20 protein-coding genes and 2 pseudogenes are annotated in these 22720 nt (G+C 72.5%); 7 read left to right on the plus strand and 15 right to left on the minus strand.

The genetic code is table 11. The features are described from left to right. Positions 1-30: 30 nt before the first annotated feature. Positions 31-285, minus strand: coding sequence for a GntR family transcriptional regulator (locus ACFV57_RS11455; RefSeq protein WP_385228833.1), 255 nt, complete (start codon positions 283-285; stop codon positions 31-33). 287 nt (positions 286-572) lie between these two features. Here ACFV57_RS11455 and ACFV57_RS11460 point away from each other — a divergent pair, with 287 nt between their 5' ends. Together ACFV57_RS11460 and ACFV57_RS11465 are read left to right on the plus strand one after the other, a co-directional pair. Next, positions 573-719, plus strand: a complete 147-nt coding sequence (locus tag ACFV57_RS11460) for a hypothetical protein (protein WP_385228836.1) — start codon at positions 573-575, stop codon at positions 717-719. Then, entirely contained in the window at positions 716-1069 is a 354-nt protein-coding gene (locus tag ACFV57_RS11465) for a hypothetical protein (RefSeq protein ID WP_385228839.1), read from the plus strand. The genes ACFV57_RS11460 and ACFV57_RS11465 overlap by 4 nt, the downstream gene beginning before the upstream one ends. Before the next feature lie 36 nt (positions 1070-1105). Here the strand turns inward: ACFV57_RS11465 and ACFV57_RS11470 are convergent, their stop codons facing one another. Beyond that, on the minus strand, positions 1106-1324 hold the full coding sequence (locus ACFV57_RS11470) for a hypothetical protein (RefSeq protein ID WP_385228842.1): 219 nt from the start codon (positions 1322-1324) through the stop codon (positions 1106-1108). Between the two features lie 126 nt (positions 1325-1450). Further along, positions 1451-2965, minus strand: coding sequence for a monooxygenase (locus ACFV57_RS11475; RefSeq protein WP_385228845.1), 1515 nt, complete (start codon positions 2963-2965; stop codon positions 1451-1453). 64 nt (positions 2966-3029) lie between these two features. On the opposite strand from ACFV57_RS11475, the gene ACFV57_RS11480 reads away from it, so the two are divergent. Continuing rightward, positions 3030-3722, plus strand: coding sequence for a TetR/AcrR family transcriptional regulator (locus ACFV57_RS11480; RefSeq protein WP_385228848.1), 693 nt, complete (start codon positions 3030-3032; stop codon positions 3720-3722). A gap of 17 nt (positions 3723-3739) precedes the next feature. Here ACFV57_RS11480 and tgmC read toward each other — a convergent pair whose 3' ends face one another. Together tgmC and ACFV57_RS11490 are read right to left on the minus strand one after the other, a co-directional pair. Then, positions 3740-4870, minus strand: a complete 1131-nt coding sequence (gene tgmC / locus ACFV57_RS11485) for an ATP-grasp peptide maturase system methyltransferase (protein ID WP_385228851.1) — start codon at positions 4868-4870, stop codon at positions 3740-3742. Next, positions 4867-5340 (minus strand): annotated as a pseudogene (locus ACFV57_RS11490) (ATP-grasp ribosomal peptide maturase); the annotation flags it as partial. The pseudogene ACFV57_RS11490 and the gene tgmC, both read right to left, overlap by 4 nt. 214 nt (positions 5341-5554) lie before the next feature. On the opposite strand from ACFV57_RS11490, the gene ACFV57_RS11495 reads away from it, so the two are divergent. The 3 genes from ACFV57_RS11495 (at position 5555) to ACFV57_RS11505 (ending at position 9682) form a co-directional block, all read left to right on the plus strand. Continuing rightward, on the plus strand, positions 5555-6028 hold the full coding sequence (locus tag ACFV57_RS11495; protein WP_385228854.1) for a MarR family winged helix-turn-helix transcriptional regulator: 474 nt from the start codon (positions 5555-5557) through the stop codon (positions 6026-6028). A gap of 11 nt (positions 6029-6039) precedes the next feature. Continuing rightward, on the plus strand, positions 6040-8613 hold the full coding sequence (locus ACFV57_RS11500) for an MFS transporter (protein ID WP_385228857.1): 2574 nt from the start codon (positions 6040-6042) through the stop codon (positions 8611-8613). Between the two features lie 211 nt (positions 8614-8824). Further along, positions 8825-9682: a YceI family protein gene (locus tag ACFV57_RS11505; protein ID WP_385228860.1), complete on the plus strand. Its 858-nt coding sequence runs from the start codon at positions 8825-8827 to the stop codon at positions 9680-9682. Between the two features lie 93 nt (positions 9683-9775). Here the strand turns inward: ACFV57_RS11505 and ACFV57_RS11510 are convergent, their stop codons facing one another. The 7 genes from ACFV57_RS11510 to ACFV57_RS11540 form a co-directional block, all read right to left on the minus strand. Next, positions 9776-10012 carry a chaplin gene (locus ACFV57_RS11510; protein ID WP_385228863.1) on the minus strand — a complete coding sequence of 79 codons (237 nt, stop codon included), beginning with the start codon at positions 10010-10012 and terminating at the stop codon, positions 9776-9778. A gap of 166 nt (positions 10013-10178) precedes the next feature. Next, positions 10179-11063 carry a TetR/AcrR family transcriptional regulator gene (locus ACFV57_RS11515; RefSeq protein WP_385228866.1) on the minus strand — a complete coding sequence of 295 codons (885 nt, stop codon included), beginning with the start codon at positions 11061-11063 and terminating at the stop codon, positions 10179-10181. A gap of 43 nt (positions 11064-11106) precedes the next feature. Further along, positions 11107-12732 (minus strand): MFS transporter, encoded by a 1626-nt coding sequence (locus tag ACFV57_RS11520; protein ID WP_385228869.1) that lies wholly within the window; start codon positions 12730-12732, stop codon positions 11107-11109. A gap of 142 nt (positions 12733-12874) precedes the next feature. Continuing rightward, positions 12875-15040, minus strand: a complete 2166-nt coding sequence (locus ACFV57_RS11525; protein ID WP_385228872.1) for a glycosyltransferase family 39 protein — start codon at positions 15038-15040, stop codon at positions 12875-12877. Then, positions 15037-16467 (minus strand): glycosyltransferase, encoded by a 1431-nt coding sequence (locus ACFV57_RS11530; protein WP_385228875.1) that lies wholly within the window; start codon positions 16465-16467, stop codon positions 15037-15039. The genes ACFV57_RS11525 and ACFV57_RS11530 overlap by 4 nt, the downstream gene beginning before the upstream one ends. 26 nt (positions 16468-16493) lie before the next feature. Further along, positions 16494-18068 (minus strand): sensor histidine kinase, encoded by a 1575-nt coding sequence (locus tag ACFV57_RS11535; RefSeq protein WP_385228878.1) that lies wholly within the window; start codon positions 18066-18068, stop codon positions 16494-16496. Positions 18069-18505: 437 nt separating this feature from the next. Next, positions 18506-19255, minus strand: a complete 750-nt coding sequence (locus ACFV57_RS11540; protein ID WP_385228881.1) for a response regulator transcription factor — start codon at positions 19253-19255, stop codon at positions 18506-18508. 281 nt (positions 19256-19536) lie between these two features. Between ACFV57_RS11540 and ACFV57_RS11545 the strand changes: the two genes are divergently transcribed. After that, positions 19537-20076 carry an NADPH-dependent FMN reductase gene (locus tag ACFV57_RS11545; RefSeq protein WP_385228884.1) on the plus strand — a complete coding sequence of 180 codons (540 nt, stop codon included), beginning with the start codon at positions 19537-19539 and terminating at the stop codon, positions 20074-20076. A gap of 75 nt (positions 20077-20151) precedes the next feature. Here the strand turns inward: ACFV57_RS11545 and ACFV57_RS11550 are convergent. The 3 genes and pseudogenes from ACFV57_RS11550 to ACFV57_RS11560 all read right to left on the minus strand — a co-directional run. Next, positions 20152-20601 (minus strand): annotated as a pseudogene (locus tag ACFV57_RS11550) (amidohydrolase family protein); the annotation flags it as partial. A gap of 3 nt (positions 20602-20604) precedes the next feature. Next, the gene (locus ACFV57_RS11555; protein WP_385228887.1) at positions 20605-21585 is read right to left on the minus strand and encodes a DUF2797 domain-containing protein; all 981 of its coding nucleotides are present in this window, start codon (positions 21583-21585) and stop codon (positions 20605-20607) included. Further along, positions 21582-22649 carry a GlxA family transcriptional regulator gene (locus ACFV57_RS11560; protein ID WP_385228890.1) on the minus strand — a complete coding sequence of 356 codons (1068 nt, stop codon included), beginning with the start codon at positions 22647-22649 and terminating at the stop codon, positions 21582-21584. The genes ACFV57_RS11555 and ACFV57_RS11560 overlap by 4 nt, the downstream gene beginning before the upstream one ends. Positions 22650-22720 lie beyond the last annotated feature (71 nt).

The following is a 22720-nucleotide window of genomic DNA, read 5'->3' on the forward strand; positions in this document are numbered from 1 at the left end:
CGGCCGGGGCACCGTCGCGGGCGCAGCCGGTCAGGCTTCGCCGGAATCGTGCAGCAAGTCTTTGGAAACGAAGGACCCCATGCCCGGCTCGGTGTAGATCAAGCCGTCCGCCCGGAGCCCTCGGTGCACCTTCTGGGCGGTCGCCGTGGCGATACCGAATTCTCCCTGGAGCTTGAGCACCGACGGAATCTGTGTTCCAGGAGGGTACGTGCCATCGGCAATGCGCTCGCGGATGACGTCGGCAACCTGGCGCCAGCGGGGTCGGTCAGGAGCAAATTCGATCACCTGAGCCAGGCTAGGCCTGGTATCCCTACCTAGGCGAGCGATGATGCGCCCTAGCACGGTATGCCGCACTCGGAGTAAGGTAACGACCACACAGAGCCCCGGCGACCGCTGCAACGGTCCCGGGGCGTGGCCAACGCTGCCTACAGAAAAAGAGCGCCGACATGCGCCACCGTATCCGCCGCGCTGCGGCCTGGCTGAGGAATCGCCTCTCGCCGCCAGTGACTGCCCCCCTCACCACCCTCCGCGCGCCTGTGCGCCCCTCCCCCGCCGCCAGGCGGCCGCGCCCCGTGCCCAGCCCGCTCGACACCCCCCTCGACGGCGACGCGTCCGCCCTCGTACGGCCGTACCTGGTCACCTACGAAGTGCGCGCACAGGAGCAGCAAGCCCGCCGCTTCGCGCGTATCCGCACGCTGCATGGGGACTTCGCCGCATGAGCGCGGACGAGGGGGCAGAGGGCCCCGTGCCGGGCATGCGGCTGTTGCCCTGGTCGCAGGAGGGCGGTAAGCAGTGCCTGCTGTCGACCGACGGCGACGGCTACGTGGCGCGGTTCGCGGACGACATGGAGGCGGCGCAGCTCGACATGGGTACGGAGCTGCTCGATCACGCCGGGGTGATGCTGGGCGAACCCGACGCATCGGCCAGTGAACTGCGCTTTCTCGCCAATCGATTGGTCGAGGCGCTGCACGACGCGTTGCGGGTCGCCGACAGCCGAGGCCGGCGGGTTCCCGGCCTGGGCGGTGCGAGCGGAAAGGGGGGCGTCGGCCGCTTGGCCGCGGCCGAGTGAGGGGACGTCAGGCCGACGTGGCCGGGGACGGGCCGGTCAGCTCAGGGCGAGCCAGGCGGCGCCGACGACGACCGCGATCGCGACGATCACGCCGACGATGACGCCGATGCGGGGGCCGCCGGACGACTGCTGCTGGGCCGCTGCCCGGCGGCCGCCGGGCTCGGGGGCGCCCTCGTCCACGAAGGCGCGGAACATCTGCGTGTTGCCGGCCGGGTCGGGCTGGCCGTTGGCCGGGTTCTGCTGGTAGTTCGCCATAGGCCAGGACCCTAGCGAACCCGGCATGTACGGCACACCCCTGGGCCTCGTGCGTCACAGCACAGTTGTTCCCGGAACCGCGCCCGCGGCCACGCCCTCGCCGGGACGGCTCCGCCCGGCCGCGGTTCAGGAAGGCGCCCCGGCCCAGGCCTTCAGCGCCTCCTGCCGTTCGGCGCGGCGGGTCCGGAGGTCGGTGGTACGGGTGGCCCAGGCCACGTGGCCGTCGGGGCGTACGAGGATCTCGGTCACGCCGTCCAGGTCCGGGTGAGCGTCCCGCGTGGTGACGGTGACGGGAGTGACGCGTGCGCCCCAGCCCTGGGTGACGGTTGCCCCGAGGTCCGGGACGTCGCCCGTGAGGTCGAGGTGGACGAAGCGGCCTGCGGGGAGCAACTCGTACACCCGTGTCGCCTCCGAACCGGCGGCGGTCAGGCCGATGTCCGGCATCCGGTGCCCCACCAGCGGGTCGGCACCGGGGGTGGTCGCCGGGTAGACCGTGCCGAGGGCGGAGACCCTGGCGGCGAGGGTGCGGTTGACCTGCGGCATGTTGAGGAGTTCGTCGAAGAGGGCGCGCAGGGCCGTGGCGGGGCGCTGATACTGCGGTACGAGGGTCAGTTCGGCCAGCAGGGTCTGGATCTCGGTGTTCTCGGTGACGGACTGGCCGACGGGGCGGCGTTCCGCGTCGTAGCTGTCCAGGAGGCCGGGCGGGGCCCAGCCGTTGACCTCGGCGGCCAGCTTCCAGCCGAGGTTCATCGCGTCCTGGAGGCCGGTGTTGAGGCCTTGGCCCGCCGCGGGGAAGTGGATGTGGGCGGCGTCGCCGGCCAGGAGGACGCGTCCGGCGCGGTAGCTCTCGGCGAGCCGGGTGGCGTTGCCGAAGCGGGAGAGCCAACGCGGTTCGGCGATGCCGCAGTCGGTGCCGCAGAGCCGGGTCAGGGACTCGCGGAACTCCTCCAGGGTCACGGGTTCGCCGGACGGCACCCGGATGCGCTCCGGGTCCAGGTAGACGAGCCGGATGACGCCGTCCTCCATGGGGGCCACCAGTACGCCCCGCGCGCGGGCGGCGTCGAGGCCGGCGGGGTCGGTGACCGCGAAGTCGCCGAGTACGCCGGTGAAGGTTTCGTCCGTACCCGGGAAGGCGATGCCGGCGGACTGCCGTACGACGCTGCGTCCGCCGTCGCACCCGACGATGTAACGGGACCGTATCGTCGCAACGCTCCCGTCCCCGCCCCGCGCCTCGACCTCGGCCCCGTCGCCGTCCTGGCTCAGCCCGGCGACCTCGTACCCGCGCTCGATCTCGACGCCCAGCTCCCGGGCGCGCTCCGCCAGCAGCGCCTCGGTGTGGGCCTGGGCGAGGAACAGCGTGTAGCCGTGCCGGGAGTCCAGCGCGGAGAAGTCCAGGTGGGTGGGGAGCTGGGCGAAGTGCCAGCCGGGCACGGGGCGGCCGAGCGGCAGGAAGCGGTCGAGCAGCCCCCGCTGGTCGATCACCTCCACGCTGCGCGGGTGCAGGCTCAGCGCGCGGGAGTCGCGCTGCGGTTCGGTACGGCGCTCGAAGACGCGGGTACGTACGCCGGCCAGTGCCAGTTCGCAGGCGAGCAGCAGGCCGGTGGGGCCCGCGCCCACCACGGTCACATCGACGTCGTTCATCGGAGTGGTCCCCCCTGTTTAATGAGCAGTGTTCACGTGAACGCTGTTCACTATAGTGAGATCCATGAGTTCTCCGTCAAGCCCGGCCCCCGCCCGCCCGGCCCGCGGCCGCCCCGCCCGACTCGACCGCGCACGCACCCTGCAAACGGCGCTCGACCTGCTGGATCAGTCGGGCCTCGACGCGCTGACGATGCGACGGCTCGCCGACGCGATGGACGTACAGGCCGGCGCCTTGTACCGCTATTTCGCGACCAAGCAGGATCTGCTCACCGCCATGGCGGAGCGGATGATGGAGGGCGTCACGGAAGCGGCCGCAACGGACGGCGGCGACTGGAGCGAGCGGCTGACCGCCCTCGCCCGCGCCGAACGCGACGCCCTGCTCGCCCACCGCGACGGCGCCCGCGTCTTCGCGGGCACGCACGCGACGGGAGCCAGCGTCCTCGGCTTCGCCGACGCGTTCGTGGGCGTACTGCGCGAGGCGGGCTTCGCCGACGACGCGGCGGCCCGCGCGCTCTACACGGTGGTCAACTACACCGTGGGCCACACCCTGGAAGAACAGGCGGCGCTCCAGCCGGGCGAGGGGAGCGCCGAGGGCGCGGGGGCCCTGCGCAACGCCGTAACGGCAGGGACATACCCCCACCTCAGCGCCACCCTCCCCACCCTCGCCAGCACAGACTTCACCGGACTCTTCGAATTCGGCCTCGACCTGCTCATCGAGGGCTTGCGGACGCGGCACGCGCCGCCGACGGGGAAATGATCACGCAGGCCGGCCGCTCACCTCGTCGTCGGCCAGGTGATGCGCTGACCGCCCGGCCCGACGGTGATACTGAACCGCTCCAGGGGCGGGGAACCGTCGGCCCGCCAGCGCCGTACGTGCTCTTCCACGGCGTCCCACAACCGCGCCGGGCCTCCCTGACGTACCAGCGAACGGCCCCCGTCCTGGCGGAGGGCCACCCATGCCCCGTCCGCGACATCCAGCAGAACCTGCTCGTCGCTGCCGTCCTCACCCTTCAGGGTGAAGTGCTGCGCGCGGGGCACCGCAAGCTGGGCGACGAACCGCGCGGTCCAATCGTCCAGCACCTCGCGTGCGGTCAGACGGGCAGGTTTCTCGTCGGCGCTCCGCATGTCGGGCAGACAGCCGAGCGGGGGCGGCTGATGGGGACGGGCGAGCATGAAGGAGATCCGGCCGCCGAGGAAGCAGCCGCGGGCGACGCCCTCGCCGACGGTGAGACAGGCCAGTTCGGAGGCGTACAGCCAGCCGGACACGGTGGCCAGGATCCGGCCGCCCGGACGGGTCTGCTCGATCCAGTCGCCGGACACCTCCAGGATTCCGCAGGCGGCGATCGTCCGGTCGTACGGCGCCGAGGGAGCGTACCCGGCCAGGCCGTCCCCGACGACGAGTTCGGGAGCGTAACCGCACGCGCCCAGAGCGACCCGGGCCCGGGTCACCACATCCGGATCGACGTCGACCGAGGTGACGCGGTCGGCACCGAGCCGGTGGCACAGCAGCGCGGTGGAGTAGCCGGTGCCGGTGCCGACCTCCAGCACCCGGTGGCCGTCGGCGACCTGAAGTTCTTCGAGCATGCGCAGCACCAGACCCGGCATGGTGCTGGAGGACGTGGGGGCCCGGCAGATCTCGCCCCGGACATCGGCCGGGACGATGGTGCCGGCCACCTGCGTGACCAGGGAATCGTCGCGGTAGCAGCGCTCCAGCCAGGTGTCGTCGTCCGGCAGCACGGGCCGCCACCAGGTCGGGCCGGGGCCGGGAACCCGCTCGAAGAAGCCGCTGCGCAGGAACTTGTGCCTCGGCACCGCTTCGGCCGCCGCCCGCCATCGGTCCGTACGCAGCTGCCCGGCCTCCGTGAGCCGATGGACCAGGCCCGCCCGCAGCTCGTCGTCCTTCACGCCTCGGCTCTCCTTTGCAGCAGGTCGGCCATGGCCGCCACCATGGGCAGACCGGTCTCCTGCTCCAGCCACGCCCACTGCCCGGACGGGTTGCACTCCAGGAACCACCATCGCCCCTGCCGGTCCACGGCGAAGTCGAATGCTCCGAAGTTCAGCCTGAAGTGATCGAGGTAGGCGGACAGGGATCGCCGGGCGCCTGGCGTCGGACGTACGACGGTGTAGGTGAGCTTGCCGTAGTCGGTGCGCCAGTCCAGCAGGCCGGAGTCGATACGGACGCAGAAGACGTGCCGACCGATCACGGTCACCCGGACGTCCGCCGCCTTCTCGACCCGGTGCTGGAACAGGTGCGCCGTGCCTGCCACCGCGTCGTCGATCTCCTCCACGGCGACTTCGCCGACGGCCACCGTGCACGAGACGCCGTCGACGCGGTACAGCGGCGCCGACAGGGGCTTGTAGATCACCGGGCCGTGTTCCCACTTCACCCCACCTCGCACACACCACCCTCCACTCGCCCCAACCGCCTACCTGACCTGCACCTTTACACCCCCACCCCACCCCCTTGACCGTTGATCTTGCCAACCTTTTATTTCCCTTTACCTCCCTCACCCCAGAATCGTTTGCCTTCAGCAACCAAGTGGTTCTACGGTTGCTCAAGGCAACAAAAGAAGAAGTGCGGAGGTGCCCATGGCCGCTCAGAGTCAGTACGAGGAGCTGGCCCGGCAGCTCAGTGCCATCGGCGCCGTCAAGCGTGAGATGGGGCGGATTCTGCCGCCCGACTGCCCGCCCGCCTCGGCCGGCGTGCTCACCCTGCTCGACCGGTACGGCGAGATGCGGATGAGCAAGCTGGCGGAACTGCTCGCGATCGACATGTCGGTCACCAGCCGGCACGTGGCCCACGTCGCCGAGCGCGGCTGGATCGAGCGGGAGCCCGACCCGCAGGACAAGCGGTCGCGGCTGCTGAGGCTGACGCCGAGCGGCAGGCTGCTCCTCGCGGAGCTCTCCGAGCGCTACACGGCTTCCCTCGCCCGGTATCTGGACGACTGGTCCGACAGCGACGTCGGCCGGCTCAACGAGCTGCTCGCCAGGCTCCGTACGAGCTTCGGCGACTGCCGCACCCGGGCGCATCACGAATCCACCACCCGCACACCCGCGGAATGAAAAGGAACCACATGGCTACGACCACACCATCCGGTGTGCGGGGCGGCCACGCCAAGCACGGGGGCCACCCGGCTCCCGACGGGGCGCCCATGACGCACCGTCAGATCATGGAGGCGATATCCGGGCTGCTGCTCGGCATGTTCGTCGCCATCCTGTCCTCGACGATCGTCTCCAACGCGCTGCCCGAGATCATCCACGACCTCAAGGGCGGCCAGAGCGCGTACACCTGGGTCGTCACCGCGTCGCTGCTGGCGATGACCGCGACCACCCCCCTGTGGGGCAAGCTGTCCGACCTGTTCAGCAAGAAGCTGCTGGTCCAGATCGCGCTGGTGATCTACGTGGCGGGCTCGGTGGTGGCCGGTCTGTCGCAGAACTCCGGCATGCTGATCGCGTGCCGCGTGGTGCAGGGCATCGGCGTGGGCGGCCTGTCGGCGCTGGCCCAGATCGTCATGGCCGCGATGATCTCCCCGCGCGAGCGCGGCCGCTACAGCGGCTACATCGGCGCCACCTTCGCAGTCGCCACCGTCGGCGGCCCGCTGCTCGGAGGCGTCATCACCGACACCAGCTGGATGGGCTGGCGCTGGTGCTTCTACGTCGGCGTGCCGTTCGCGGTGATCGCCTTGATCGTCCTCCAGAAGACCCTGAAGCTGCCCGTGGTCAAGCGGGACGTGAAGGTCGACTGGGCAGGCGCGTTCTTCATCAGCGCGGCGGTCTCGCTGCTGCTGGTGTGGGTGACGCTGGCCGGTGACAAGTACGACTGGATCTCGGGCCAGACCTTCGCCATGGTCGGCGGCGCGATCGTGCTCGGCGCGATCTTCGTGTTCGTCGAGTCCAGGGCGAGCGAGCCGATCATCCCGCTGCGGCTGTTCCGCAACAAGACGATCACTCTCGCCTCGCTGGCCTCGCTGTTCGTCGGTATCGCGATGTTCACCGGCACCGTCTTCTTCAGCCAGTACTTCCAGCTGGCACGCGGTGAGTCGCCGACGATGTCCGGGATCATGACGATCCCGATGATCGGTGGTCTGTTCATCTCCTCGACCGTCTCCGGTCAGGTCATCACCAAGACCGGTCGCTGGAAGGCCTGGCTGGTCTCCGGTGGCGCGCTGCTGACCGCGGGCCTCGGCCTGCTGGGCACCATCCGGTACGACACCGAGTACTGGCACATGGCGATCTTCATGGCGCTGATGGGCCTCGGCATCGGCATGATGATGCAGAACCTGGTGCTGTGCACGCAGAACCAGGTCGACCCGAAGGACCTCGGCTCCGCCTCCTCCGTCGTGACCTTCTTCCGCTCCCTCGGCGGCGCGGTGGGCGTCTCGGCGCTCGGCGCGGTGCTCGCCAACCGCGTCACCCACTACGTGAAGGACGGCGTCCAGGAACTCGGCCCGCAGGCCGCGGCGAAGTTCGCCCAGAACGGCACCGGCGGCGGTGGCGGCATCCCGGACCTCGACGCCCTCCCGGCGCCGTTCCGGACCATCATGGAGAGCGCCTACGGGCACGGCGTCGGCGACGTCTTCCTGTACGCGGCTCCGTGCGCGCTGCTCGCCTTCCTGGTGACGCTGTTCATCAAGGAGGTCGCGCTGAAGACCCAGGGCGGTCTGTCGCAGTCCGCCGCGCCGGCGGCGGCACCGGCCGCCACCGGGGCCGCCGCCGTGGCACCGCAGCCGCAGCCGGAGCCCGCCCTCGTGGGCGCCGGTGCCCCGGTGGGCCAGGACGACGACGGCCGGGCGCCCTCCTGGGCGCAGCAGCCGGCGGCGACGACCGCCACGCAGCCCCTGGCGGCCTACGCCTCGGCGGGCGGCGGCGACGAGATCCCGGCTGGCCCGGCGATCCACGGCTCGGTCCGCAACGCGGAGGGCCACCCGGTCGCGAACTCCGCGGTCACGCTGATCTCGCTCAACGGGCGCCAGCTCGGCCGCTCGGTGGCCCAGGCCAACGGCTCGTACGTGCTGAACGCCCCCGGCGCCGGTTCGTACGTGCTGATCGCGGCGGCCGACGGCCACCAGCCGCAGGCGTCCACGGTCGTCGTCGGCGAGGACGCCCTCGGCTACGACATCCTGCTCAGCGGCACCAGCGGCCTGGGCGGCCAGGTCCGCAGCGCGGTCACCGGCGAGCCGGTGGCGGACGCGATGGTCGTGGTCACCGATGTCCGCGGCGAGGTGCTGGCCACCGGCAAGACCGGCGAGGAGGGCTACTTCGCCTTCGACGAGCTGGCCCCCGGCACCTTCACCATCGCGGTCAACGCGCCCGACTTCCGGCCGACGGCGCTGCCGGTCGAGGTCGGCGGGCAGGGCACGACCCGGATGGAGATCGAGCTGCTGTCCGGCGCCCGGGTGCAGGGCGTCGTACGGGCGGGAGCCGAGCGGCGGCCGCTGCCGGACGCGCGGGTCACGCTCGTGGACGCGGCGGGCAACGTCGTGGCGACCTCCACCACCGGCGAGGACGGCGCGTACGCCTTCACCGACCTGGACGCGGGCGACTACACGGTCATCGCGAGCGGCTACCCGCCGGTCGCCAACGGCCTGACGGTCGACGCGCGCGGAGTCGACGGCTACGACGTCGAGCTCGCCCACCCCGGCGAGTGATCCCGGGCCCGGGGGCCGGCCGTACGGCGGCGGGCCCCCGGGAACCCCGGCACGGCCGGGGGACGAGACCCCGGACCGCGGCGGCCTTCTGAGCGGAGAGGCGGCGCGGACCGGACCCCAGGGCTCCGGCGGCGGTACGCGCACAGGCAGGGGACGGCCTGCGTGCCGCCGCCCGGAGCCCGACATGTGAGAGGCAAGAACGGGAGTGGGAATGACTTCGACGGGCGCGGCAGCGGGAGCGGCCAACGGCGCGGGCGTACGCGCACAGGTCCGTACACGGGACGGCTGGGCGGTCCAGCACGCGGTGCTGACCGTCACCGACATGACCGGCACCCAGGTGCTGCGCGCGGCGGCCGACCAGGACGGCGTCGTACGGGACGCGCAGCCGCTGGCCCCCGGCCCGTACACGGTGATCGTGACGGCCGTCGGCTACGCGCCGGTCGCCTCCAGCGCGATCGTCACGGCGAGCGGCCGGATGGACGTCGGCAACGTGGTGCTGGCGCGGCAGGGCGGGGCCGAGCTGCCGCCGCCCGGCGCGTGGACCATCGACCCGATGCACTCGACGGTCGCGGCGACCGCCCAGCACCTGGGCATCACCAGCGTGCACGGCCGCTTCCTGGACTTCGCGGGCCGTATCGAGATCGCCGAGGACCTGGACAAGTCGTCGGTCCAGGCGGTCATCAGGACGGCGTCGATCGACACCGGCAACGGCATGCGCGACGGGCACCTGCGGACCGGGGACTTCCTCGACGTCGAGCAGTACCCGGAGATGACCTACGTCAGCACCGGCCTGGAGCCGGCCGGCCCGGACCGCTGGACCGTGCACGGCGAGCTGTCGCTGCGCGGCGTGGTCCGTCCGGTGGACCTGGACCTGAGCTACCTCGGCACGGGCCCCGACCCGTGGGGCGGCGTGCGGGCGGCCTTCAACGCCACCGCGGAGCTGCGCCGTGAGGACTTCAAGATGAACTACAACCAGGTCGTCGCCGCCGGTATCGCGGCGATCGGCACGACCCTGCGGGTCGAACTGGACATCCAGGCCGTACAGGGCGAGAACCTGCCCACGGCCTGACGACCCGGCCCCCACCCCCGACCGGGGCCGTACGCGACGGTGCCCCGCCCTTTGCGCTGCAAGGGGCGGGGCACCGTCGTGCGGGGCGATCCGTCAGTTGGTCTTGCACTTGTTCCCCGTGGCAGGGTTCAGCAGCCCGATGACGTCGATGCTGTTGCCGCAGAGGTTCAGACCGAGGTCGATCGGGACCTGGATGGCGTTGCCCGACAGGATGCCGGGCGAGTTGGCGACCTTGGCCCCCGCACCGGCGTCGGCGACGGCGGTGCCTACGCTGCCGAGGACGGCGGCGACGGCCAGGACACCCGCGCTGATGGTGGTACGAACGCGCATGTGGAGCTCCTTACGCTGCGCTGAGAAATGATCAGATAAGAGGTAGACGCGGCACGGTTTCCGGAAACCGCCGCGCCCGCCGATGCCCCCGTTCGGCGGGGCCTCTTCACACGTCCGGACGCGCGCGGCGCCCGTTCAGCGGCAGGTAGTGGTAGAGCCGCCCCGGTTAGCTCGGGGCACTCGGGGCACTCGGAGCACTCGGAGCACTCGGAGCACCCGGGGCGTTCGGGGCGTTCGGGGAGTCCTGGCGGCCGGAGCCGGAGACTTCCGCGGCGGCCGCCGCCGAGCGCTCCCGCTCCCGCATCGTCTCGATCCCCGCGATCTGGAGCTCCAGGGCGAAGGCGAAGTCGTCGTCCAGCATCCGTTCCGCGGACATGTCCTCGCGCGCGTACGTGGCGTTGACGGACAGCTCCATCGTCTCGGCGAACCGCGGGCGGCCCTGCACCGCTTCCACGACCTGGTGGAAGTACTCGTCCAGGGTGGTGCCCTCGGCCCGGCAGCGGGCGCGGTGCTGGCCCTGGATGCTGCAGAAGCCGTAGACGAACTGATAGACCGCCGCCAGCGCGCCCGACGTCGACTTCTTCGACAGGCCGCTGCGCGCCATCACCCGCAGCGTCGCGTTGGAGAACGCCACCGAGCGCGGCCCCAAGTTGAGGTACTCCCCCAGGAGCCTCGGCAGCCACGTGTGGGCGAGCAGCAGTTTGCGGTATTCGGTGGCGAGATGGCGCAGCTGGTCGCGCCAGTCGGCCCGCTCGTCGGACTCGTCGGGCAGGTCGAGTTCGCCGGCCACCGCGTCCATGGCCAGTTCCAGCAGGTCGTCCTTGGTGTCGACGTACCAGTAGACGGACATGGCGGTGACGCCCAGTTCGGCGGCCAGGCGGCGCATGGAGAACTTCGCCAGACCCTCGGCGTCCAGCAGCCGGACCGTGGCCGCGACGATCTTGTCGAGGTCCAGTCCGGCCGGCTGGTCCGCCTTCCGTTTCACCGGAGGGCGCTCGGTCAGCCACACGCTGCTCGGCTGTTTCTTGGCGCGGCTCGATGTCGCGGCCATCTCGCGCCCTCCCTTTCCTTCACACAGTGTTACGCGGTCGATGCTATTCCGGCCGGGCGGCGGCCGGTCCCGGACGTACGGGGCCGTCGGCCGGGCCGTCCGTCCCGAGCGCGGCGGCCGGTTCCGTACCGTCCGCGGGTACGTCGTCGGGCCGCACCCCGGCGCCCGGCGCCGGCAGGCCGCGCTCCGCACGGCGCAGCAGGAACGCCGCGAGCAGACCGCCGAGGAAGACCGCGGCGGCGCCCACCAGTTGGCTGGTGCCGATGCCGGAGGCGAACGCGTCGTGGACGGCCGCCCGGTCCGCGTCCGTACGGGCCATGGCCAGCGCCGCGGGCAGCGAACCGGCCCCCAGGGCGACCGCGGGAAGCAGCGCGGCGAAGCGGGAGTTGAGGACCGCGCCGAGGACGGCGACGCCCAGGCCCTGGCCGAACTCCATCAGCGTGCCGTTCACGCCCGCGCCCACGCCCGCCTTCTCCACCGGGATCGAGGACATGATCGCGTTGGCCATGGTGGGCATCGCGAAGGCCACGCCGACACCCATCAGCAGCAGGCCGAACAGCATGCCGCCGTAGCTGTCGCTGCCGAGCGTGGCGATGGCGGTCAGACCGCCGGCGAGCAGGCTCATGCCCGACACGATCATGCCGGGGGTGCCCAGCTTGGGTAGCAGGCGGACGCCCAGACCGGTGAAGTTCAGCGCGACGACCATCAGGGCCAGCGGCGCCATCCGCAGGCCGGCCTCCAACGGACCGTAGCCGAGGACCAGTTGCAGATGCTGGGTGAGCAGGAACATCGACCCGCCCATGCCGAAGGCCACCAGGATGCCGCCGGACACCGCGCCGATGAACCGGCTGTTGCGGAAGAAGTGCATGTCCAGCATCGGGTTCGGTACGTGCAGCTCCCACATCGCGAAGACGGCCAGGCCCACGATGCCGACGGCGGCGGAGGTCAGCACCCGGCCGGAGAGCCAGCCGCTCTCGGGCCCGGAGATGATCGCGAAGACCACGCCCACCATGCCGATCATGGAGAGCAGCGCGCCTACCAGGTCGGGGCGGTCGCCGCTGGGGTTCTTCGACTCGGGGACGAGCCGCAGGACCGCGACGATGCCTATGCAGGCGACCGGGATGTTGATCAGGAACAGCGAGCCCCACCAGAAGTGCGCCAGCAGCGAGCCGCCGATCAGCGGACCGGCGGCGAAGCCCAGCGAGTTCACCGAGCTCCAGATGCCGATGGCCTTCGGGCGCTCGGCGTCGTCGAAGATCTGCATGACGACGGCGAGCGTGGTCGTCATCAGCAGCGCGCCGCCGACGCCCATCCCGGCGCGGGCCGCGATCAGCTGGCCGGGCGACTGGGCGAGGGCGGCGGCGAGCGAGGCGACGCCGAACAGCACCAGGCCGAGGGCGAGCATCTTCTTGCGGCCGTAGCGGTCGGCGGCGTTGCCGGCGGTGAGCAGCAGGCCGGACTGGACCAGGGAATAGGCGTTGAGCATCCACTGGACGTCGGCGGTGGTGGCGCCCATCTCCTCGGTGAGGGACGGGACGGCGACGTTCAGGACGGTGTTGTCGAGCAGGACGGTCAGCTGTGCGAGGCAGATGACGGCGAGGATGAGCCAGCGGGTCGGATTGCGGGCCGGACTCAAGGGTGGGGTGGCGCCAGAGGCCACGGAGGACATACAGGCTCCCTGTACGGAGTGATCGAGCGGATCGGCGAGACGTTCGGTCTACACCGTACAGGGGGCGCTATACGCCGTACAGTCAATTAAGGGCGGGCGGCCCCAAGACGCACCCGGGGCCGCCTTCGGCTTCTCGGTTACATCACGAGACGGGTCGGGTCAGATCGTAGAGCGTCGTCTTCCCGACCGTGACCTTCTTGAAGTTCTTCTCGACCCAGCTCGTGATGTCGGACGAGGTGGACTTCTCGGCACCCTTCGCGCCGAAGAAACCGCCGCCCATTCCGCCGCCGACGAAATAGTGGATCTTGCCCTGGCGTACGTACTCCTTGAACTGTTCGAGCGTCGGTGACGGGTCGCTGCCGTTGAAGCCGCCGATGGGCATGACCGGCAGCCGCGTGGCGAGCTGGTAACTGGCGGCGTTCTGGGAGCCGATGGCGGCGGCGGCCCAGGTGTAGTCGTCCGCGTTCTCGCTGAGGGTTGCCTTGGCCTTGGCGCTTACTTGCCGGCCGTTGAGGAGACCGCCCAGGGCGTTGTGACGGCCGCCGCGTTCGCCGGGGGCGGGGAAGGCGGGGCGGGTGGACTGGGGGGAGCCGGGGGGCTGGGGCTGGCCTTGGCCCTGGCCCTGGGCCGTGCCCTGGTTTCCGCCCTGGCCCGGGGGCTGGCCTTGACCTTGGCCCTGGCCCTGGCCGGGCGGCGGCCCGCCCTTGCCGCCCTTCCCGCCCGGCCCGGGACCGCCGATGACGATCATTCCGCCGTGCCGTCCCCCGGCGCCCGCGACCTCCGGACCCGCGGTGACGATCGAACCGGTGTGGGGAGTGCCGACCGTGTTGGCCGCGTACGCCACCGGCCCGCCCAGACCGGCGGCGACACCCAGCCCGGCCGCCACGACAGCCAGCCGCCGGCCCATCCGTACGGACAGCAGCAGCCCCAGCGCCGCCACGGCACCGGCGACCACCACCGACCAGCGCACCCACGGCAGCCACTGCGGCGAACGGGCCAGCAGGACGTACGCCCAGGCCGCCGTCACCGCGACCGTGCCCGCCAGCACCACCACCGCGGCGGTACGGTTCCGCCGCCGCCACAGCAGCGTCGCGCCCATGGCGACCAGCGCCGCGATGTACGGCGCCAGCGCGATGTTGTAGTACTGGTGGAAGATCCCGGACATGAAGCTGAACGTCGCGAACGTCATCAGCAGCGCCCCGCCCCACACCAGGAACGCCGCCCGCGCGGCATCGGTCCGCCCGGCCCGCCGCAGCACCACCAGCCCCGCGATCAGCAGCAGGAAGGCAGCGGGCAGCAGCCACGAGATCTGGCCGCCCATGTCGGAGGTGAAAAGCCGGGTGATGCCGGTGTCTCCCCAGGCGCCACCACCACCGCCGCCCCCGCCGGGACGGCCGCCGCCCACACTGCCGGCCTCGTTTCCGCTGATGCGGCCGAGGCCGTTGTAGCCGAAGGTCAGCTCCAGGAAGCTGTTGCTCTGCGAGCCGCCGATGTACGGGCGCGAATCCGCCGGCCACAGCTCGACGAGCGCGACCCACCAGCCTCCGGACACCACCATCGCCAGCCCGGCCAGCAGGAGTTGCCCGGACCGCCGACGCAGCCGCGTGGGCGCACAGACCGCGTACACGAGCGCCAGCGGCGGCAGGATCAGCCACGCCTGGAGCGTCTTGGTGAGGAAGGCGAGGCCGAAGCAGACGCCCGCCAGCACCAGCCACTTCGTACGGGCGTCCTCCAGGGCGCGCAGCACGCCGTAAACCGCGCAGACCATCAGCAGGCACAGCAGCGCGTCGGGGTTGTTGAAGCGGAACATCAGGGCGGCGACCGGCGTCAGCGCGAGCAGCGCGCCCGCGAACAGCCCGGCACCCGCGCCGAACCGGCGCCGCACGGCCGCGTACAGCACACCGACCGTGGCGACGCCCATCAGCGCCTCCGGCACCAGGATCGCCCACGAGCTGAGGCCGAAGAGCCGTACGGACAGGGCCATCGGCCACAGGGCGGCCGGGGGCTTGTCGACGGTGATGGAGTTGGCGGCGTCCGACGAACCGAAGAAGAACGCCTTCCAGCTCGCGGAACCGGCCTGCGCCGCCGCCGAGTAGAACTGGTTCGCGTAGCCGGACGCGCCCAGGTCCCAGAGGTAGAGCGCGGCGGTCGCCAGGAGCAGCACGAGGAGAGCGGGGCGGGACCAGCGGGGGGAGCCGGGGGGCGCGACGGTCGGCGCGGGGGGCTCCGCGGCCCGTACCGCTGCCGCTTCCGTCGGGTGCTCCGTGAGGCGGGGTTGGTGCGTGAGGCGGGGTTGGTGCGTGGTCATCGGGGGCTCCTGCCGGTGTTGCGCGGTACGACGGTGGGGCGCAGAACGACGGTCCCGTTCGGTGCGACGGTCCCGTTCGGTGCGACGGTCCCGTTCGGTACGACGGTCCCGTTCGGTGCGACGGTCCCGTTCGGTGCGGGGACGAGGTGGGGCCGGGAGCCCCGCTCCTGCCCGTCCCGCTCCCGCTCCGTGAACACCCACGCCCGGAAGAGCAGGAACCGCAGCAGCGTCGCCGCGAGGTTCGCGGCCACCAGCACCGCCATCTCGGTGCCGTGCGCGGGGTCGCCGGTCGCGGCGTCCAGCGCGGCCAGCGAGCCGCTGGTCAGAGCCAGGCCGATGCCGAAGACGACGAGGCCCTGGGCCTGGTGGCGTACGGCGCGCTCGCGGCCCCGTACGCCGAAGGTCAGCCGCCGGTTCGCCGCCGTGTTGCCGATCGCCGACAGCAGCAGCGCGGCTGCGTTGGCCGGCTGCGGCCCGACGCCGAGCCGGAAGAGCGAGTAGAGGCCCAGGTAGAGCAGCGTGCTCAGCGCGCCGACCACGCAGAAGCCCATGACCTGGCGCGCCAGCCCGCGCGGCACGCCGCTCAGGTCGCGGTCGCGCGGATCGTCGCCGAACGGCCGGGCGAGCCGGTCCAGCGGCAGCGCGCCGGTCGCCAGCGCCCGCCCCACGCGCCAGACGCCCTTGAGGTCCTCGGTGGCCGTCCGCACGATGTGCACGGTGCTGTCGGGGTCGTCCACCCAGTCCACCGGCACCTCGTGGATGCGCAGCCCGGCCCGTTCGGCGAGCACCAGCATCTCGGTGTCGAAGAACCAGCCGCTGTCCTCGACCATGGGCAGCAGCCGCTCGGCGACATCACCCCGTACGGCCTTGAAGCCGCACTGCGCGTCCGAGAAGCGGGCGGCCAGCGAGCCGCGCAGGATGAGGTTGTAGGAGCGGGAGATGAACTCCCGCTTCGGGCCGCGCACCACCCGGGAACTGCGCGCCAGCCGCGAGCCGATCGCCAGGTCCGAGTGGCCCGAGATCAGCGGCGCGACCAGCGGCAGCAGGGCGTTCAGGTCGGTGGACAGGTCGACGTCCATGTAGGCGAGCACGGGTGCGTCGGAGAGGGACCAGACGGTGCGCAGGGCCCGGCCGCGGCCCTTCTCCTCCAGGCGCACGGCCGTCACCTCGTCGATCGCCTCGTCCAGCGCCGCGGAGATCTCCGGGGTGCGGTCGGTGCTCGCGTTGTCCGCGACGGTGATCCGGAAGCCGTACGGGAAGGTGCGGGAGAGGTGGTCGTGGAGGCGGCGTACGCACGGCTCCAGGTCGGACTCCTCGTTGTAGACGGGGATCACGACATCGAGCACCGTGTCGATCTGCCCGAGACGCAGATGCTCACGAGGCGGCAGGGAGCCCAGGGGGGTATGGGCCGGCTGTGTCGTCGTCATGGCACCGACACTCGCCAAGCGCGCTGTCACCCTTGTGTGGTGCTGCTGTGCCCTGGCTGTGAATGGGCGTATTCAAGGGGCGCAGGGGATGGGTGAGGGGCGCGTGTGGCGTCGTGCGCCGGGCCGTCGGCGGGCAGCCGGACGCGGAAGACCGTCCGCCCGGGCACGCTCTCCACCCCGACCGTCCCGCCGTGCGCCGCGACCACGGCCTGCACGATCGCCAGCCCGAGCCCCGTACTGCCGCCGCCGCGCGAGCCCGTACCGCCCTCTGCGCGGGTCGCGTCGGACGTACGGGACCGGGAGGCGTCGCCGCGGGCGAAGCGCTCGAAGACGTGCGGCAGCAGCGCGGGCGGCACGCCGGGGCCGTCGTCCTGCACCTCCAGCCGGACGTGGTGCCCCGCCCCGGGCAGCGGCATCTCGCGCCGCAGACGGGCCACGACCGTGGTGCCTTCCGGCGTGTGCGTACGGGCGTTGGCCAGCAGGTTGACGAGGACCTGGTGCAGCCGGTCGGCGTCGGCCCGTACGGACACGGGGTCGTCCGGCAGCTCCAGGCGCCACTGGTGGCGGGGGCCGGCGGCGCGGGCGTCGCTGACGGCGTCCACGACCAGGGGCGCGAGGTCGGTGCACTCGTACGACAACGGGCGCCCGGAATCCAGTCTGGCGAGCAGCAGCAGGTCCTCCACCAGGCCGGTCATCCGCTCGGCCTCGGACTCGATGCGGCCCAGGGCGTGCCGGGTGGCCGGGCCCGGCTGCTCGCGGGCGCGCCGGGTCAGCTCGGCGTAGCCGCGTATCGAGGCCAGCGGCGTGCGCAGCTCGTGACTCGCGTCGGCGACGAACCGGCGGACCCGGGTCTCGCTCTCCTGCCGTGCGGCGAGCGCCGAACCCACGTGGCCGAGCATCCGGTTGAGCGCCGCGCCGACCTGGCCGACCTCCGTACGCGGGTCCGCCTCGGCCGCCGGGACCCGCTCGTACAGCGCCACCTCCCCGCGGTCCAGCGGGAGTTCGGACACCCGGGTGGCGGTGGCGGCGACCCGGCGCAGCGGCCACAGCGCCATCCGGACCGCGGCGGCACCCGCTATGCCCGCGGCCACCAGGCCCGCCGCGGTCACACAGACCTCGACCACGACCAGCCGCCCGACGACGTCCTGCACCTCGCCGGACGGCAGGCCGACCAGGGCGGAGTCGTCCGGCGCCGACTCGACGCGGTAGTCGCCCAGGTCGGGCAGGGTGACGGTGTGCGGGCGCCCGTCGCGCGGTACCTCGGCCAGCGTCCGGACCTGCCCGTCGGTCAGCGTGACCAGGTTCTGCGCGGGCAGCGGGTTGCGCGCGTCGATGCTGCGCGCAGCCGCGGTGATCTCACCCTCGTCGGAGATCCGCGCCCCGACCGTGCCGATGGGCCGGCCGGGCCCGGCGATGAACCCGAGGTCCCGGTGACCGGCGAAGTCGCCCGGCCGGACGACGGAGTGCCGGGCCGATTCGCGGAGCTTGCCGTCGAGTTGGTTCTGCAGGTAGGAGTGCAGCGCGATGGTGGTGACCGTGCCGATCACCGCGCAGACGACCGCGATCAGCACCACGGCCGAGACCACCAGCCGCGTACGCAAGGTCCAACGCCGCGGCCGCAACCGAACCCGCCGGGGGCGCCGGTGACGGTGGGCGGGGGGTGGGGGTGTCGGTGGGGCTGGGGGTGTGGTCGGGGCGGGGTGGCCGGGGGGCGTTCGACCGGGGGCCGTTGCGGTGGGGGCCTCGGAGGTGGGAGGGGCGGCGGTCGGCGCGGAGGCGGGAGACCCGGCAGGCGGCGCGGACGCGGGAGACGCGGAAGCGGGCATAGCGGCGGTAGGCGTGGCGGCGGTAGGCGCGGGCGCGCCGGGGCCCGCCGCCGGGTCGAGCGATTCCGGCGTACCCGGGCCCGCGGCCGGTGCGACCACACCCGGGACAGCCGCTCCCGGGCCCACGGTCACGGCGCCTGCCCCCGGCGCGCCGGGGCCCACCGGTGCGGCCCCGCTGTCCACCCCTGCGGCTCCGGTCACCCGCTGTCCGCCTATCCGCCCGGCTTGATCAGATACCCGGCCCCGCGACGCGTGTGGATCATCGGGCTGCGGCCCGCGTCGATCTTCCGCCGCAGGTACGAGATGTACAGCTCCACGACGTTGGCCTGACCGCCGAAGTCGTAGCTCCACACCCGGTCCAGGATCTGCGTCTTGCTCAGCACCCGCCGCGGATTGCGCATCAGATAACGCAGCAGCTCGAACTCGGTCGCCGTCAGGTGGATCTCCTGACCGCCCCGCCACACCTCGTGGCTCTCCTCGTCGAGCAGCAGGTCACCCACCGCGAGCAGCGACTCGCCGCGCCCCGCGGCCGCGCCCGCCCGGCGCAGCAGACCGCGCAGCCGTGCCACCACCTCCTCCAGGCTGAAGGGTTTGGTCACGTAGTCGTCCCCGCCCGCCGTCAGACCGGCGATCCGGTCCTCGACCGCGTCCTTCGCGGTCAGGAACAGCACCGGCACCTCGGGCAGTTCGAGGCGCAGCCGCCCCAGGACGGTCAGCCCGTCCATGTCCGGCAGCATCACGTCGAGCAGCACCGCGTCCGGCCGCCACTCCCGCGCGGCCCGCAGCGCCGCCGTACCGTCGCCTTCGGCGCGGATGTCCCAGCCCTCGTAACGCAGCGCCAAGGACAGCAGTTCGGCGAGCGACGCCTCGTCGTCGACGACCAGCACCCGCACCGGGCTCCCGTCGGGACGCAGCAGCTCGGCAGGCTTCTTGGCGGTGGATGTGGACGCTGTCACGGTCATGCCGTCGAGGCTGACCACCCCCTCTGAGAGCCGTCTTGCGCGTACCTGTGAATCTCCTGAGAAACATCCGTCACCGCAGCACATCTTCAGTGGAACCGGACTGGGCCGCCCCCCGCGCGGTCCAGCCGGTCACCACTGGAATCAGCATGGCACCCACCACTGACAATCGCCCTGACCTGCGGTTTCACCCTCCCGAGAGGCAACGGAACCGCCCCGTGCCAGCGCCCCGTGCCCGCCCGCGCCCTTGCCTTCACGCCGACGTCAATCCGTACCGTCACGGCATGCAGCTCCTCGCCCTCAACGGCAGCCTGCGCGCCCGTTCCTCCAACGGCGCCGTCCTGCGCTCCGCCCTCGCCCTCACCGACGCCACGTCCGCCGTCGCCGACCTCGGCGCGCTCCCCCACTTCAACCCCGACCTGGACACCGAGGACGCCGCCCCACCCGCCCCGGTGGCCGCCCTGCGCCGCGCCGTGGCGGAGGCGGACGCCGTACTGGTCGTCAGCCCCGAGTACGCGCACGGCGTCCCCGGCGTCCTCAAGAACGCCCTCGACTGGCTGGTGGGCAGCGCCGAATTCCTGGACAAGCCGACCGCGGTACTGACCGCCTCCCCCTCACCGGCAGGCGGCGAGTACGCGCACGCGCAACTCCGCGAAACCCTGCGCATGATGTCCGCCGACGTGATCGCGGACGCCTGCCGCAACCTCACGGCCATCGCCCCGAAGACCGACCCGGCCACCGGAACCGTCACCGACCCCGCCACCCTCCGGGACCTGCGCACGGCCCTGGCAGCCCTGCTCACCGCGGCGGCCACCCGTACCTAGCCCCGGGGGGCCGGCGCCCGCCCTGTCCCCCTTCAGCCCGCCGCCCCGGCCCGCCGAGGCCCCGCCCGCACCCGCTCACACCCCGAACAGCCGCGCCGCGTTGCCGTAACAGACCCCGCGCAGCCAGTCGTCCCCCAGCTCCAGCCGCGTCAGCGCCTCCAGGGCGTGCGCGTAGCCGTACGGGATGTTGGGGAAGTCGCTGCCGAACAGGACCCGCTCACCCAGGTCCGCGAGCCGCCCCCGCTCCGTACGGGGAAAGGGCGCGGCCTGCTCGGCGAAGTCCGTGAACGCCATGGTCGTGTCCAGGTGCACGCCCTCGTACCGCGCGGCCAGGTCCAGGAAGTCGGCGTACTCGGGCATCCCCATGTGCGCGACGACCAGCCGCAGCCGCGGATGCCTGGCCAGGAGCCGCGCGACCGGCTCGGGCCCGGTGTACGCGCCCGGCGCGGGCCCGGAACCGCAGTGCACGACGACCGGCGCCCCGGCGTCCGCGAGCGCGCCCCACACCCCGTCGAGCCGCTCGTCCCCCTAAAACAAACTCCCCTGCTCCTCCCCCGACTCGCCCTTCGGCGCCCGCACCACCACTCCCGCCGTCGTCACCCCACCCGTCGCACTCCGCAACACCCACCCCGACAGCAACCGCATATCCACCACGAACACCTCCGCTACTCCCACATCCCCCACCTCTCCCACCGCACCCACCACACCTTTCGCCCCCACATCTCCCACACCCGACGCCACCACACCCCGCACATACAGATCACCCCCGACCGCCGCCACCACGTCCCCCACGACCTCCCCGCCCGCAGCCGGCGCCGGGATCTCCCCGGCCCCCGCCGGAATCCGCGCCAGCCCGAACACGTCCGTGTGGTCCGTCCACGCGAACGCGGCCGGTTCCAGCGCCTCCGGCCAGCCCGCCAGCCCGCGCGCCGCCGCGTGCAGCGCGGACAGCGCCGCCACCCGCTCGGGCACCGGCGGCAGCGCGACCCGCGCCGCCCGCTTCTCCGCCTTCCCGAACCGGTCCCGTACGTCCAGCGCGCTGCCCAGCAGTGCCTCCGCCCGCCGCGCGGCCATCAGCGGCCCGTGCCCCAGCCACGCGTACGCGACCGCGCCCTGCTCCACCAGCCGCGCCGCCCCGCGCTCGGCCGCCGTGATCCCCACCTTCAGCAGTCCGGGCCCGAAATACGCCAGATAGACGCCGTACGTACGCGGATCGTCGGCCATCGTGTCGGCGGCCACCGACCGCGAACGGTCCAGCCGCGCGCAGTCCGCGCACTGGTCCCGCGCGCTCCCGCCGTCGATCACGGCCGCGTACGGGCAGGCCGTCCACCGCGCGCCCCTCCGCACCCCGAGGCACCGCCGCTCGCCCGTCACCGCGAACGCCAGCGCCTTGCCGGCGGGCAGCGCGCTGCGCCGCCGCGCGTCGCGCTCCGGGCAGTACCAGCCGAGCCCCGGCTCGTTCCCGGCCCAGCTCGGCCCCGTACACCACCAGGCGCCCGCCCCGCTCACCTCGCTGCCCCCGCCCCGACCGGGCCGGACGCCGCCGCGCCGACGTGGTCCCCGGCACCGGCACCCCTGAAGGTGCTGCGATACGCGCTGGGCGACACACCGAGCGCGGCCTGAAAGTGCTGCCGCAGCGAGGCCGCCGTACCGAACCCGGCGTCCGTCGCGATCCGGTCCACCGTCAGCTCCGTCTCCTCCAGCAACTGCCGCGCCCGTTCGACGCGTTGCTGCGTCAGCCACTGCAACGGCGACACTCCGGCCTCCTCCCGGAACCGCCGGGTGAAGGTACGTACGCTCATCGCCTCGCACGACGCCAGCTCCCGCAGCGTCACCTGCCGGTCCAGGTGCTCCAGGGCCCAGGCCCGCGCCGAGGCCGTCGACGAGCACCGCGGCTCGGGCACCGGGCGCCGGATGAACTGGGCCTGCCCGCCCTCCCGGTGCGGCGGTACGACCGTCCGCCGGGCCACCTCGTTGGCCACCGCCGTACCGTGATCACACCTGATCATGTGCAGGCACAGGTCGATCCCCGAGGCGACACCCGCGGCCGTCAGCACCCCGGCCTCATCCGTGTACAGCACGTTCGCGTCCAGTTCCACCGCCGGAAACAGCCGCCGGAACTGCTCCGCCGACTTCCAGTGCGTCGTCGCCCGCCGCCCCTCCAGCAGCCCGGCCGCCGCCAGCACGAACGACCCCGTGCAGATCGACGCGACCCGGGTGCCGGGGCGGATCGCCGCCATCGCCCGCGCCATCTCCGCGCTCAGGCACCCGTCGTCCGTCCCGTAGTCCTGCAGCGAGGCCGGCACCACGACGGTGTCCGCCTCCGCCAGCGCCTCGGGCCCGTACCGCACGTTGATCGTGAAATCCACGTCCGTACGGGTCTCCCCCGGCTCCGGCGCGCACGTCAGCACCTCGTACAACCGCTGCCCGCCGGCCGTCTCGGCCTGCCCGAACACCCGGTGCACGATCCCCAGCTCCATCGGCAGCAGCCCGTGCCGCACCAGTACGGCGACCCGGTGCCGCCCGTCCTCCGCGAAGACACCCATGGCCCGATCCTTGCACATGCTGACCATCCGGCCACTCGTCCCGCCCCCACTCCCCACCCGAGGATCGACGCATCACGCAACCCCCACCCCCTTTGCCT

It is taken from the genome of Streptomyces sp. NPDC059788 (assembly GCF_042732265.1).
Lineage (GTDB): Bacteria > Actinomycetota > Actinomycetes > Streptomycetales > Streptomycetaceae > Streptomyces.

Coding starts and splice junctions, on each gene's coding strand:
- ACFV57_RS11465 (WP_385228839.1), top strand. CDS start 716: ATGAGCGCGGACGAGGGGGCAGAGGGCCCCGTGCCGGGCATGCGGCTG.
- ACFV57_RS11505 (WP_385228860.1), top strand. CDS start 8,825: ATGACTTCGACGGGCGCGGCAGCGGGAGCGGCCAACGGCGCGGGCGTA.
- ACFV57_RS11500 (WP_385228857.1), top strand. CDS start 6,040: ATGGCTACGACCACACCATCCGGTGTGCGGGGCGGCCACGCCAAGCAC.
- ACFV57_RS11530 (WP_385228875.1), bottom strand. CDS start 16,467: ATGACGACGACACAGCCGGCCCATACCCCCCTGGGCTCCCTGCCGCCT.
- ACFV57_RS11545 (WP_385228884.1), top strand. CDS start 19,537: ATGCAGCTCCTCGCCCTCAACGGCAGCCTGCGCGCCCGTTCCTCCAAC.
- ACFV57_RS11480 (WP_385228848.1), top strand. CDS start 3,030: ATGAGTTCTCCGTCAAGCCCGGCCCCCGCCCGCCCGGCCCGCGGCCGC.
- ACFV57_RS11515 (WP_385228866.1), bottom strand. CDS start 11,063: ATGGCCGCGACATCGAGCCGCGCCAAGAAACAGCCGAGCAGCGTGTGG.
- ACFV57_RS11540 (WP_385228881.1), bottom strand. CDS start 19,255: ATGACCGTGACAGCGTCCACATCCACCGCCAAGAAGCCTGCCGAGCTG.
- ACFV57_RS11475 (WP_385228845.1), bottom strand. CDS start 2,965: ATGAACGACGTCGATGTGACCGTGGTGGGCGCGGGCCCCACCGGCCTG.
- ACFV57_RS11525 (WP_385228872.1), bottom strand. CDS start 15,040: ATGACCACGCACCAACCCCGCCTCACGCACCAACCCCGCCTCACGGAG.
- ACFV57_RS11560 (WP_385228890.1), bottom strand. CDS start 22,649: ATGGTCAGCATGTGCAAGGATCGGGCCATGGGTGTCTTCGCGGAGGAC.
- ACFV57_RS11470 (WP_385228842.1), bottom strand. CDS start 1,324: ATGGCGAACTACCAGCAGAACCCGGCCAACGGCCAGCCCGACCCGGCC.
- ACFV57_RS11495 (WP_385228854.1), top strand. CDS start 5,555: ATGGCCGCTCAGAGTCAGTACGAGGAGCTGGCCCGGCAGCTCAGTGCC.
- ACFV57_RS11510 (WP_385228863.1), bottom strand. CDS start 10,012: ATGCGCGTTCGTACCACCATCAGCGCGGGTGTCCTGGCCGTCGCCGCC.
- ACFV57_RS11520 (WP_385228869.1), bottom strand. CDS start 12,732: ATGTCCTCCGTGGCCTCTGGCGCCACCCCACCCTTGAGTCCGGCCCGC.